The organism is Kitasatospora sp. GP82 (assembly GCF_029892105.1).
In the GTDB taxonomy this organism is placed as follows: Bacteria; Actinomycetota; Actinomycetes; order Streptomycetales; family Streptomycetaceae; genus Kitasatospora.
In genome coordinates, this window is record NZ_JARZAJ010000002.1 from 43,410 (window position 1) to 56,136 (window position 12,727).

General features: G+C 69.5%; 13 protein-coding genes. 11 read left to right on the forward strand and 2 right to left on the reverse strand.

Annotation, left to right across the window (positions count from 1 at the left end):
• Positions 1–30: 30 nt before the first annotated feature.
• The 8 genes from P3T39_RS01865 to P3T39_RS01900 are packed head-to-tail and all read left to right on the forward strand — an operon-like array spanning position 31 to position 8,845.
• Positions 31–2,367 (forward strand): phage tail tape measure protein, encoded by a 2,337-nt coding sequence (locus tag P3T39_RS01865; protein ID WP_280695465.1) that lies wholly within the window; start codon positions 31–33, stop codon positions 2,365–2,367.
• Positions 2,368–2,384: 17 nt separating this feature from the next.
• Positions 2,385–5,837: a hypothetical protein gene (locus P3T39_RS01870; protein ID WP_280695466.1), complete on the forward strand. Its 3,453-nt coding sequence runs from the start codon at positions 2,385–2,387 to the stop codon at positions 5,835–5,837.
• A gap of 12 nt (positions 5,838–5,849) precedes the next feature.
• On the forward strand, positions 5,850–6,389 hold the full coding sequence (locus tag P3T39_RS01875) for a hypothetical protein (RefSeq protein WP_280695467.1): 540 nt from the start codon (positions 5,850–5,852) through the stop codon (positions 6,387–6,389).
• Positions 6,382–6,798, forward strand: coding sequence for a hypothetical protein (locus tag P3T39_RS01880; protein WP_280695468.1), 417 nt, complete (start codon positions 6,382–6,384; stop codon positions 6,796–6,798). Before P3T39_RS01875 ends, P3T39_RS01880 begins: the two co-directional genes overlap by 8 nt.
• A gap of 54 nt (positions 6,799–6,852) precedes the next feature.
• A complete protein-coding gene (locus tag P3T39_RS01885) occupies positions 6,853–7,284 on the forward strand; it encodes a DUF1003 domain-containing protein (RefSeq protein WP_280695469.1) in 432 nt (143 codons plus the stop codon).
• Entirely contained in the window at positions 7,284–8,225 is a 942-nt protein-coding gene (locus P3T39_RS01890; protein WP_280695470.1) for a glycoside hydrolase family 25 protein, read from the forward strand. Before P3T39_RS01885 ends, P3T39_RS01890 begins: the two co-directional genes overlap by 1 nt.
• 27 nt (positions 8,226–8,252) lie before the next feature.
• Positions 8,253–8,600, forward strand: a complete 348-nt coding sequence (locus P3T39_RS01895) for a hypothetical protein (protein ID WP_280695471.1) — start codon at positions 8,253–8,255, stop codon at positions 8,598–8,600.
• On the forward strand, positions 8,597–8,845 hold the full coding sequence (locus P3T39_RS01900) for a hypothetical protein (protein WP_280695472.1): 249 nt from the start codon (positions 8,597–8,599) through the stop codon (positions 8,843–8,845). The genes P3T39_RS01895 and P3T39_RS01900 overlap by 4 nt, the downstream gene beginning before the upstream one ends.
• Before the next feature lie 77 nt (positions 8,846–8,922).
• Here P3T39_RS01900 and P3T39_RS01905 read toward each other — a convergent pair whose 3' ends face one another.
• Both P3T39_RS01905 and P3T39_RS01910 read right to left on the reverse strand, forming a co-directional pair.
• The gene (locus P3T39_RS01905; RefSeq protein ID WP_280695473.1) at positions 8,923–9,447 is read right to left on the reverse strand and encodes a GNAT family N-acetyltransferase; all 525 of its coding nucleotides are present in this window, start codon (positions 9,445–9,447) and stop codon (positions 8,923–8,925) included.
• Entirely contained in the window at positions 9,432–10,694 is a 1,263-nt protein-coding gene (locus tag P3T39_RS01910) for an XRE family transcriptional regulator (protein WP_280695474.1), read from the reverse strand. The genes P3T39_RS01905 and P3T39_RS01910 overlap by 16 nt, the downstream gene beginning before the upstream one ends.
• A 490-nt stretch (positions 10,695–11,184) precedes the next feature.
• Between P3T39_RS01910 and P3T39_RS01915 the strand changes: the two genes are divergently transcribed.
• The 3 genes from P3T39_RS01915 to P3T39_RS01925 all read left to right on the forward strand — a co-directional run bounded on the left by P3T39_RS01915 (position 11,185) and on the right by P3T39_RS01925 (position 12,697).
• Entirely contained in the window at positions 11,185–11,634 is a 450-nt protein-coding gene (locus P3T39_RS01915; RefSeq protein WP_280695475.1) for an ATP-binding protein, read from the forward strand.
• Between the two features lie 50 nt (positions 11,635–11,684).
• On the forward strand, positions 11,685–12,200 hold the full coding sequence (locus tag P3T39_RS01920) for an NUDIX hydrolase (RefSeq protein WP_280695476.1): 516 nt from the start codon (positions 11,685–11,687) through the stop codon (positions 12,198–12,200).
• 257 nt (positions 12,201–12,457) lie between these two features.
• Positions 12,458–12,697: a hypothetical protein gene (locus tag P3T39_RS01925; RefSeq protein ID WP_280695477.1), complete on the forward strand. Its 240-nt coding sequence runs from the start codon at positions 12,458–12,460 to the stop codon at positions 12,695–12,697.
• Positions 12,698–12,727: the final 30 nt, after the last annotated feature.

Sequence of the window (12,727 nt, forward strand, 5' to 3'; positions counted from 1 at the left end):
GGGTGAGCGGTCGTGCCGAGCTTGCCCCCGGTGTTCGTCGAGTTCCTCGGCAAGTCCGACGGTGTCCGCCGGGCGATGGCGGACGTCAAGCAGGAGACCAGCCGCACTGCGGCCGAGGGCGAGACCAGCTTTCAGCAGTTCGGGCGGGTCTCGGGCGCGGCCGTCGCCGGTATCGGCCTGGCCGCCGCAGGCGCCGCGGCGGGCGCGGTCAAGATGGCCGCCGACTTCCAGTCGCAGATGACGCGTGTCCGTACGGGCGCGGGCGAGACGGCCGCGAACATGGCGACGGTCTCGCAGGGCGTGCTCGCCATGGCCGGGCAGGTCGGCCAGTCCACCGGCGAACTCACGGCCGGGCTCTATCAGGTCGAGTCGGCCGGCTACCACGGTGCGGACGCCCTGAATGTCCTGAAGATGTCGGCGATGGGCGCCAAGGTCGGCGCGGCCGACCTGAAGACCGTGGCCGACGCCGTCACGACCGGGCTCAACGCCTACAAGTTGGGCGCCGGTCAGGCGGCCGAGGTCACCAACGCACTGGTGGCGGCGGAGGGCCAGGGCAAGACCACCATGGAGGAGTTGGCCGGGTCGCTGTCGACGATCCTGCCAAGCGCCGCCGCCGCGCACGTCGGGCTGCACGAGGTACTCGGCGCGATGTCGACCATGACGAGCCAGGGCACCCCGGCCGCCGTCGCCGCGACCTACCTCCGGCAGACCATCGGCGCCCTGGAAAACCCAAGCGGAAAAGCTGCCCAGGAAATGAAATCCCTGGGACTTTCGTCCGTCCAGGTCTCGCAGAACCTCGGCAAAAATGGGCTGGCGTCGACCCTGGAAATGCTCACCAACGCTATTCAGGCGAAAATGGGGCCCGCCGGAACGGTATTGATCGAGCATCTGCAGAAAGCGGCCAAGAATACCAGCGATTATCAGAAGGTCCTGGCGAACCTCGCGCCGGACCAGCAGACGTACATCGGTGCTCTCGCGACAATGGTCGGCGGCACCAAATCCATGCAGGCCGCATTGGAATTGACCGGCCCGCACATGGCGGATTTCAAGAACAACACCGCCGTCATCTCCGAGCACGTCAAAGCGGGCGGGAAAAACATTGAAGGCTGGGCCGATGTCCAGAAGAACTTCAATCAGAAGATGACCGAGGCGAAAGCCAGCCTTGAGGCCGTCGTCATCCAGATCGGGCAGTACCTGCTTCCCGTCGTAACGAAGATCATCGGCGGGATCGCCGAGTTCACGGGTTGGCTGGCCAAGCACCAGAGCGCAGCCGCGGCGGTCGCCGCCGTGATCGGCGGCATCCTGGTCGTGGCGATCGTCGAGGCCACGATTGCCGCCTATGCGTGGGCCGTCGCCCTGGAGATCAATCCGTTCACGTGGATCGTTCTCGGGATCGTCGCGCTGATCGCCGGAATCGTGCTTCTCGTCCAGCACTGGAAAACCGTGTGGGCGGCGATATCCGGTGTGGCGGGTGAAGTCGGCCATTTCATCGCCGGAATCTGGCGGTGGCTGGCGAAGGAGGCCGAGCACATATGGCGCGATGACATCGCCGGGCCGATCATGGAAGTTGTCCATTCTGTCGTGGGATTTTTCCGCAAATGGTGGCCGCTTCTGCTGGTCATTTTCGCGCCGCCGATAGCCGCGATCCTGGCTGTCTGGAATCACTGCCACAAGGAAATAGAGTCCGTGGCGCGGTCCGTCTGGGGGACCGTGACCGGCTTCTTTTCCGCGACCTGGCAGAAACTGTCGGAGGGGGCCGATTTCGCCTGGCGGTGGATCAAGAAACTGATCATCACGCCGATCACCGAGACCTGGCACGAGCTGGTGCACATCGGCGGGCAGATCTCCGACGCCGTGACTGACGCCGTGTCAGGTCCGCTGCGCGAGGTCGAGCACATCGGTGACCAGTTCCTCGACGTCGGCCACAACATCGTGATGGGCGTGGTCCACGGGATCGAGCGCGCCGAGCACTGGGTCACCGACAAAATCAAGAACTTGGCGGGCGACGCGCTCAACAGCGCCAAGAGCTTCCTTGGCATCAGCAGTCCTTCCAAGGTCATGGCCGACGAGGTCGGGCAGTGGATTCCGCACGGCATCGCCCAGGGCGTCGCCGACCACGCCCATGTGGCCGTCCGTGCGGTGGCCGCCATGTCCGCCGGGCTGTCCGCCCAGACCATCGCCCCGGGCCTTGCCTTCGCCAGCGCCCCCGGCGCGGCCGGGTACGGGGGCGGCGCCCAGGCGGCCGAGGTGACGACCGTCGTCAACCTCGACGGCGCCGAGTTGTTCCGGGCCGTCCAGACGCACGCCCTGCGCAACGACCGCCGCAACCCGAAGGCCGGTCTGATCTACGTCCGGACCGCCCACTGACCCAAGGAGGTACCCCGGTGGCGCAACTGACCGGCCTTGCCGACCAGTTCACCGGTCCCGCGCTCAATCCGGCGCTGTGGAACATGTCGGCCGCCGGGTCGACCGGCATCGCGGCGCCCGGCCGTGCCTACGTGACCGTGTCGGCCGCCTATCCGGCGCTCGGCTCGGGCACGTGGGACGCAACCCGGCAGGCCGTCTACGCCAAGGTCACCCCCGCTGCCGCCGGCAGCGGGGGCGCCGGGGTGCAGACCATCTTCAAAGTCCAGGTGGACGCCAACAACAGCGCGTACCTGATCTGCCAGCCCGGCGTGAACTTTCAGGCGTTCGTCTACAACGCCGGCACGGCGAGCGCGGTGAACCTGCCCGCCTACAGCCCGACTTCTCACGCCTGGTGGCGCATCCGGGAGACCGGCGGGAACTTCGTGTTCGAGGCGAGCCCGGACGGCTTCGCCTGGTCGACCCTGGCCACGCTCGCCCACACCTGGCCGGTGACCGCCGTCGCGTTCTTCTACATCGCCGGCACTTTCGACAACACCACCGGCGGCGCCGCCTACCTGGAGCACCTGAACACCCCGCTCGGCAGCGCGGGCGGCCTGCTGCCGTCCTGGCCGCGCATCAGCTTCGCCCTGGCGTTCAACGTCGGCGGCCCCCAGAGCGGCACCCCGTACTGGACCGACCTCACCGCCCGTCTGCGCGACACCTGGACCGCGACGCAGGGCGGGAGGCAGTACGAACTCGACGCCGTCCAGGCGGGAACGGCCACGTTCACGCTGGACAACACCGACGGCATGTTCGACAGCACCAACGCGGCCGGCCCCTACTACGGGGCCATCCGGCCGTTCCGCCGGGCCAGACTCACCGCCACCTGGCCGCCGAGCCGCAACATGCTGCCCCAAGGGCTGGCGAACGGCACCTCGACCGCCGACACCCAACTGACCACCGGCAGCCGGACCGTGGCCGCCGTCCCGCCCGCGCCGACCGGCCACACACAGGCCGTCGCCTGGAACTACCCGGCCGCCTCCGGCGCCTTCGCCCTCGGCCTCGGCGCCACCACGGGCGCGTTCTCCGTCGGCGACTCCGACGCCGTCCCCGTCATCGGGCAGCCCGGCCAAGTGACGGGCCAGCCATGGACGTTCAGCGTCTACGCCGCCGTTGCCGCCGGGGCACAGGCCGGATTGCAGCTGGGCGGCCGGATCAGCTGGTACCGGCAGGACGGCACCCGCATCACGCCCACCGACGGCGCCGCCGTCACGCTGCCGGTCGCCCCGGGGTGGGCGCGGATCACCCTGACCGCCACCGCCCCGGCCGGCGCGGTCTGGGCACGCCCCGCCGTCATCAGTCCGTCCGGCACCGTGACCACCGTCGCGAGCGTGGCCTACCTGACCGGCTGGCAGTTCGAGCAGGCTGCCGCCCCGACCCCGTGGACGGACCCCGGCACCACGTACCCGCTGTGGGGCGGCTACGCCGAAAGGTTCCAACAGCACTGGACCAAGGGCCCCGCCTACGGCACGGTGACCGTACCGTGCGTGGACGCCCTCGCCGGCCTCGCCCGCCTGCAGCTGCAGCAGAACTTCCTCCAGTCGCTGACCGCGCTCGGCCCCTCGTCGATGTACGCGTTCAACGAGCCTTCCGGAGCGGCACAGTTCGCGGACTCCACCGGCCACCGGCAGCCCCGGATGGCCATCGCAGCACCCGCCGGTCCGGGAAGCGCGACCGTCACGGCAGGCAACTCCGTGACGGGCGCGGGGTTCATCGGCGCGACCGGCCCCGTGGTCACGCTCAACAACCCCGCCTACGGGCAATTCAACAACCAGCCCGGCATGATGATCGGCGCCCCGTTCGCCGGTCCGTTCGGGCCGCCGTCGTCCGGCGGCTGGACACGGGTCCTGTGCTTCCGGACCACGACCAAGCCAAGCGTGGCGCCCATGATCCTGTGGGTGTCGTTCGCGCCGGGCGCCGTGTCCGGCGGGTCCGGCCCGAAGTCGTTTGTCGAGCTTTACATCGACACCTCGGGCATCGTGAACGGCGGGATCTGCAACGCGGACCGGTCGGCCAGCGGCTCGACCTACGTGTCCGACGTCATGGTCTGCGACGGGAACTGGCACATCGTCATCGCCCAACTCAGCCCAGACGGACAGACGTTGACCGTCGCCGTCGACAACTTCGGCTACATCGCGACCACGAGCGGGGACTTCCACACCTCCGGGTGCCAGTCCGACACGATCGGCGGCGTCGCCTCCGGCGCCTTCAGCCAGTCCCTGTACACGGGCGACATCGCCTACGCGGTCGAGTACCCGACCGCCATCGGCAACAGCGCGGCCTACGACCTGGGTTACGGCTTCGCCCTCGGCTGGTCCGGGGAGACCAGCGCGCAGCGCGCGCAACGTCTGCTGACGATGGCCGGGTATCCCGGACAGCTCGCCACGCTGGACACGCAGACCGTCATGGGCGCGGCGAACGTCGGCGGGCAGAACGCCGGCTCGGCGCTGCAGGTGGTCGCCGACTCGGAGGCCGGGCAGGTCTACGCGGACCCGGCCGGGACCGTCACCCTCGCGGGCCGCCGCTGGCGGTACCTGCAGACCACACCCGCCGTCATCTTCGGCGAGAACAGCGGCGCCGGGGAAGTCCCGTACCTGGGCGACGTCGAGGTCGACCTCGACCCCGACCACGTCTACAACACGGTCACCGTGACCAACCAGGTGGCCCCCAACGCGCAGCAGCGGCCCGACAGTTACGCCAGTAATGCGACCAGCCAGCAGGAGTACTTCCCGAGCAGTCTCGCCCGGACGATCAACGTGAAGGACCCGAACGAACCCGCCTACGCCACGGCCTATCTCGCCGGGCAGTACGCGGAGCCGCTGCCACGTGTCGCCCGGATCACCGTCGACCCCTCGGCGAACCCGGCCGTCTGGCCGGCGGTGCTCAGCCTGCAGTTCGGCACCAGGTCGCGGGTCATGCGGCGCCCCAACGCCGCCCCCGCGATCGGCCTCGACACCTTCGTCGAGCAACTGGAGTGGAAGGGGGACGACCAAGGGCGCCTGCAGCTCTCCCTCGAACAGTCCCCGGCCGCGCCGTACCAGAACTGGCTGATCGCCGCCGCACTGCACACGACCCTCGCCGCCCCGGCGACCGCCGGCGCCAGGACCATCACGCTCGGCGCGCTGAACGGCTCGGCCGCCAACCGGGCCGCCTCGGTGCTGCCCGGCGGCACGCAGCTGACTGTCGGATACGGCACCCCGGCGGCCGAGACCGTGACCGTGGCGCCCGGCGGCGTGGGCGCGACCAGCCCCGGCTACACGCAGGTGGTCGTCACCCTCACCGCCGCTCTGACCGGCAACCACGGCACCGGGGACGTGGTCTGCCAGCCCCTGCCCGCCGCCGTCACGCTGCCCGCCGCCACGACCTACCCGGCCAGCCTCGACCCGGCCGCCACCATCGCCGCCGCCGGCGGCCCCCGCGCCGCCTACTGACCGGAGCCGCCCATGGCCGGACTCGCCCTCACCACCCCCTACAGCTGGAGCGTGGCCGACGCGTTCACCGCCGCGATCGGCAACAGCGTCCGCGACCAGCTCACCTACCTGCAGAACCCGCCGAGTTTCGTCGGCACCCAGGGGACCTCCCAATCCCTCAGTAACCAGACGTGGACGCCGCTCGCCCTCGACACCAGCCAGACCGACCCGTACGCCGGGCACAGCACCAGCACCAACACCGCGCTGTACGTCTGCCAGCCCGGCGTACCCGGCTGGTACACCGCCTGCGGCGTCTACGCCCCGAGCGGCAACAGCGCGGGATTCCGGGCGGCGCGCCTGCAGGTCAACGGCGCATCGGTCCCGGGCACGGGCGCATACCTGCCAGCGAACGGAGGCGTCGAGATGGGCGTCGTCACCCCGGTCCGGGACGTGTACCTCAACGTCGGCGACTCAATCGCGGTCGCCGGCTGGCAGAGCTCCGGCGGCAGCCTCGGCACGGCCATCGACGGCGACCTTCGCTGCGGACTGTGGCTGAGGTTCTCCCATGCCTGAGCCGACGATCCTCGACCCCGGCCCGCCCGCCTGCGGCCACTGCGGCGCCCCAGCACTCGTGCAGTGGCAGCGCCGCCCCACCGACACCGAACTCGCCGACGTCGTCGCCGCCGAACAGGAACTGCGCACCCGCGCCGCCCAACTCGCCGACCCCGAGCGTCCCGTGACTTTCGGACCGATCCCGACGGCCGCCGACACGACGCTCGCCGTCCAGGCCTGCGCCGACCACGCGATCAACCTCGACACCGCCGCGAAGATCCACGCCGCCGACTGCCCCGCCCCGCACCCCGACCACCTACCGGCCTGCGGCTGCCAGCCCGAGCCGCACCCCGAGCCGGAACCGCACCCCGGCGCCCAGGTAGTCACCCTGCCGACCGGCTGGATCGTGCCCGCCCAACCCGCCCACTGACCGCACGCCCCCGGCGCCGCACCGGCCGGGGGCTTTCCCATACCCGGAGGCAATGTGGCCACCACCTTGCAGGACACCATCTCCGTCTCGCCAGCCACCGCCCACCCACAGGTCCCGCACCCGCACGAGTCACTGAACAACCGCCTCGGCGACCGAATCAGCTCCATGTTCGGATCGATGACGACGTTCTGGATACTCGTCGCCTGGCAGCTCGGCTGGATGACCCTCGCCACCGCCGGCGCCCCGCTTCTCAGCAAGGACCCATACCCGTTCACGTTCTGCCTGTTCCTCTCCAACCTGCTGCAGCTCTGGGCGTTGCCGGTACTCGGCAACACGCAGAACCGGGCCGACACCAAGCGCAACGCCAAGGCGGACGCCGACCACATCGCCCTCACCTACATCGCGGGCCTCGCCGACTCCATCGCACTCAAGGTCGGGGCCACCGTCCCCGCACAGCCCGCACCCACCGGCAAGGCGACCCTCTGATGGGCATCTACGGTCAGGACTGGTCGTCCTACCAGGACGACCAACCGGACGTGTCCGGCCTGTCATTCGCGTTCGTCAAGATCACCGAAGGGCTCGGCTACACCAACCCGCGCTGGGTCGCCCAGCGCGATCACGCCAAGGCCGCCGGCCTCGTGTGGGGCGGCTACCACTACCCGCACATGGCCAACTCCGTGCAGGGCGAGGCCGACCGGTTCCTCGCGCAGGTCGCCTGGCAGCCGGGCGACCTGATCATCCTGGACTGGGAGGGCTACGACCCCACCAACTCGACTGTCAGCCACGCCGACCAGCTGGCCTACAAGGACTCCTGGCTCCGGTACGTCAAGACGAAGATGCCCGACCACCCGGTCGGCCTGTACTGCAACACCGACTACTGGCGAAACGTCGACACCAGCAGCTACTACGCCGACTTCCTGTGGATCGCCACGGCCGGACGCGCCCCCGGCGACCCCGGCATCCAAGCACCGTGGCTGTTCCACCAGTACACCGACACCCCGGTTGACTCCGACTACTGCCACCTGGGCAGCACCGACGAACTCCACTCGTGGGCACTGTCGTTCACCCCCACCACCCAACCCACCCCGGCCCCGCCGGCAGAGGAGGACCCCTTGCCGTTCAGCGAGCAGGACATCCGGCGCTTCATCCACGAGGAGACCCTCAACACGGTCACCTCCATCCCCGCCCGCGACACCATCGCCTACGCCGTGCACTGGTGGCTCCACAAGGCGCTGACCGCCACCCCGGTCCCCGCCGTGGCCGGCCAGTCGTGGGGCGACCTGCTCCCGGAACTGACCGCTGCGCTCTCCCAGCTGCCTCCGGCGGCACTCACCCAGCTGCAGACCGCCGTGACCGCCGCCATCAAGGACGCCACGGTGCACGTGCAGGTCGACGTCACCGCACCGACCGCCCCCACCACTCACTGAACCCTGCACCCGCAAAGGAACCGTCCCGTGGCCACTCCCTCCGCCCCCGTCGAGACCAAGATCAGAGCAGCGACCGCCGTCGCCACTGTCCTCGGCCTGGTCGTCACCGTCCTCAACGCCGTCGGCACCAATTCGGCGCTGCTCGGCTCCACCCCGCCGTGGATACAGTCGATCGTCACCCTGCTCGCACCGCCGCTCGCGGTGTTCATCGCCGGGTGGATCGCCCCGCACACCCCCCGGCCCACCCCGGCACCCGCACCCGTCGCGGCCGTAACCGTCGTACCGGCGGCCGTCGCTACCGCCCCGGTCGTCCCGCAGGCGGTGGACCCGGCACCCGTGAGCGCCGTACCGCCTACCCCGCCGGCGGCCGGATGACCAGCCCCCCAGCCGATCTGCACGCCGCCCCCGACCCCGTCTACCGGGAGATCCAGGGCATCCGGGAAGCCCTGATCCGGGTCGACGGCAAGCTTGACGCCCTCGCCGAGCACAAGAGCCAGATCAACGACCACGAGACCCGGCTGCGCGCCCTGGAGGAACGCCGCCTCCCGCACTCCGCACTCAGCATCGCCTCCGCCGCAGCCGCCGCCATCGCCCTGATCTGGCAGGCCACTGGCCACTGAACACCACAGCGCCCCCGCACCGGCAACACTGCCGGTGCGGGGGCGCTCTTGTCGTTTACGCGCGGGCAAGCCGTATGTCAGTGCAGGTCCCGGAGCATGACCGCGTACTTGGGAGAGTCCGGGAACGGCTGCCGGTCGCCGACCTTGCGGTACCCCCATGACTCGTACAGAGCCTGAACCTTAGGGTGGTCCGGGTCGACCAGCAGTACGGCAAGGTCTTCGGGCCGACGGTCGATCAGCTCGTCGTGAAGCCGTTGCGATATACCGGTCTTGCGCCACCGGGGCCGCACCATGATCTCGGACAAGCCGAACGTGCTCGCCGCCGCTGGCGCCGGGTCGATGTGCTCGCGCCACCACTCACGACCTGCCCCGAGCGGAGCACCGTACGCGAAGCCGACCGGCTGCCCGTCGTCGAAGCCGACCACGCATGAGAACCCGTCCAGGCCCGACCAGTGGTCGACGAACCATGGGAAGCGCTGAATGAAAGGGTCGTCCATCTGATCGGCGTAGGCATCCGCATGGACGTCGAGCAGCAGTTGACGAAACTCGTTGGGCAGGTCGCCCGCGTGGTAGTGGCGTAGCTCAATCACGGTCGGCTCCATTCGCTTCGGAAGCGGTCAGCCCACTCTCGCGCAGTCGCTGAGTTCGGCGCCAGGGTGAACAGATCACGTTGGAAGTCGCCGAGCCGGGTCCGCAAGCGGCCCGGGATCGGTGCACCGGCCATCAGGTCGAAAACGCTCGACGCGGACGCTGTCGCCTGGTCGACGTCGCGTTGGTGGAGCTGTGCGAGGGCCAACCGTGCCATTGCTAGTGCCCGGTTGCGGCGGAACTGCTGGGGGATCTCTGCGAGTGCTCTGTGTGATGCCCCTTCGGCGCCCTCCGGATCACCGAGACGATCCCGGACGATCGCAGTGAGCGCGTGCAGCTCTGCTGGCCCGTAGAACGCCACCCACGAAGGCCGCAAAGTTGCCTGAGTCTTCGTCAGTGCTTCGGCCGCGTTTCCGATCGACCTAAGCGCCGCCTGCCGGTCGCCCCGGTTCGCGTGCCCGACCGCCGTCCTGGCGTGCCCGAGGGAGGCGAACAGCGGATCTCGACGAGTGATCCCGGTCGCCTGCGCGGCATGCGCCGCAGCCACCGCCTCGCCGTGCCGGTGTCGCTGGTGGGCGAGCATCGCGATCGAGTTCCACACCCGGAACTGTGCAGTTGGGTCCTGCGCAAGGCCGGCGAGCGTCATGCAGTGGTCGAGGTGCTGCTGCGCACGGTCGAGCTCGTGAGCGTCGATGCACGACCACGCGGCTACCGCCGTGTAGTCCGCCGCGACGCCAAACAGTCGGCGGCGCACGCGCTCACTGGCGCTGCCCTTCTGTTGAACGTCGAGAACCTGCCGGGCTCCGGCGAGCGCGGCCCGCTCCAGCGCCGCGTGGCCGCCCTGGTGGTCGTCGAGTGCATCCAGCGTTTCAAGCCCGGCACGCAGCCGATGAACGTCGGATGCGCCAACTGTCGCTCTGGAGACCAGGAGCGGGACGGCGACCGCTGCGGCGGCGGTCGGCCCGGACGTCAGGAAGGTGCGACGTCGCACGGGGACCTCCGGTGGTTCGGGGCGGTTGGCGCCCGGTGGGGTGAAGCCGAGTTCTTCGGCTGTGCACCCGAATACTGCCGTCAGCGCGGCTCTGGTTTTCGACTGGGGCCAGCGGGTCACACCGGCCAGCAGGTTGTGGATGGTCCGCTCCGAGACCGTGCCTAACTTCCCGGTGAGCCGCTGGATCTCATCGTTCATCAGGCGCACTAACTCGGCCTGCTTCAGGTCGAGATCAGCCATGCGGGCGCGCAGCGCGACGTTGTCACCCATGAGCCCAAAGTAGCGCCGTCATCACGCCACGCGCAGACAGCTGGGTAATCCCGAGGTCAAATCTTCCGATCGCCCGCGAGCAGAACACCCCGGCTTTTTCCTGACTGTCGTTGCCCTGACGGTCGTTGACTGGTCATGCCGCTCGGGACGACAGGCCGAAGCGCCGGGCCCTGTCGGGAAGCCACCAGGTGGCATAAACGCGGCGGTCTCGTCCCTGCCCCCGGCGGGGACGAGACTGCCGACCAGGTCAAGGGAGTTCGCCCATGTTCGCCGCCGTCGTCGATGTGCTGCCGCGCCGGGTGCCGGGTTCCACCGGGCACCTTGAGATGCGTCGGGCGCCGGCCGCCTACTACGGCGCACTGGCTACGTGGCAGTCGGCTCAGACCCTCGCGCTTTACGTGCCGGACGAGTCCCGGCCACGCGCTCGGGCTCGGGTCCTGTCGCAGCTCGCCGAGGGGCGACGCAGGCGAGCGGCGTATCGGGGCCAGCGGTGACCACCGCGACCGCCACGGCACCCATCGAGCGGTCGGCCGCGCGGCGCGTGGCCCGGCGTGATCTCTCCATGGGGCCGGGGGTTGGCTGCAGGGCCCGTGACTTCGTTTCTGACCGGCTGGGCGCATGGGGGCTGGCTCACCTCATCGACACGGCTGAAGGGCTCATCACCGAGCTTGTGAACAACGTCCATCGGCACACCGGTTGCACCCGCACCCGCGTGCTGCTGGACCTGAGCGGCCCTGTTGTACGCATCGGCGTCCGCGACTCTTCCGGGGCCTATCCGGTCCTGATCACGGCTGGCCCTGACGACGAGAACGGGCGCGGCATCGACATGGTCGCGAAGCTCTCGCACCGGTGGGGAATCGAGCTCGAACCTCGCGGCAAGGTCGTGTGGTTCGAACTCCGAACCGGTGACGGGCGCGGCGCCCACCAGGCCGCCGCGTAACAACCAGGCTCTCCCCACTGTGGGGAGGCCAACAGGAGAGGAAGACCACCATGACCCACGATGACAACTACTTCACCAACCCGCCCAGCTGTCGCCTCGGTGCACTCGCCGTCTTCCTGGACGAGAAGGAGGGCGACGACGCTGGTGTTCTCATCGTCCGCAAGGTCTACAAGGACGCGAAGGGCAACCCGTTCCCGTGGGGGCTCGTCGGCGGGTCCGTCCTTGGCCACGAGCGGATCAGTGACGGGTGGTCGCGCGAGATCGGCGAGGAGACCGGGTTCACGGACGTGGAGCCCGGCGAACTCCTGGTGGTGGACGACGTTCCCGCCTCGAACGGCTACGCGAAGGGCGTGAACTTCGTGTTCTTCGGCGGCCGGATCAAGGAAGGCACGCCGATCACGCTCCCGGCCGACGAGTTGTCGGAGTACAAGTTCGTCTCGCGCCGTGACTGGGCCGAGTACCTGAGCGCGCACGACGTGCGGCGCGTGGGTGAAGCGCTGAACGCCCTGACGACCGGCCACACCGTCTACCTGGTGCACGGGCACAAGATCGCAGCTGTCGCATAGCCGCCCAGAAGACTCCGCCCGACCCAGCAAAGCAGCGAGCGCGGCTCACGCGAAGCGCGCGACGCCACCAACCCCAGCGTACGGCGTGCCGTGCCTCCCCTAGCCATGACCAGGGCAGGCCCCAAGACTCCCGTTCCGGCGAACGGGCAAGCCGATCCATCGCCGGAACGGGGCGCCACCCGCTACGCCGAGCGGCGCAGCGGCAGTAACACCGGGCACGGCACCCGCCGTTCCCGTGGACAAGAGGAGGTAAGCACGTGAGCAAGTCCGTCGAGTTCAACCCGGCGTCGCACCCGGGCCTGGAGTGGTCGGTGGCGTCGTTCTCCCACCTGGACGACAAGGTGGAGTGCTTCGCGGTCGCCGACGCCGGTAACGGCCTGGTGGCGCTCGCCAACATCAACAACGACGGCGCCGTGATCACCGGCACCCCCGGTGAGCTGCGCAAGCTGCGCGACGCCTTCGCCGCCGGCCAGTACGACCGCCTGATCGGCGCCTGACGCACCAGCAAGTGAACGAGAGGCGACCGC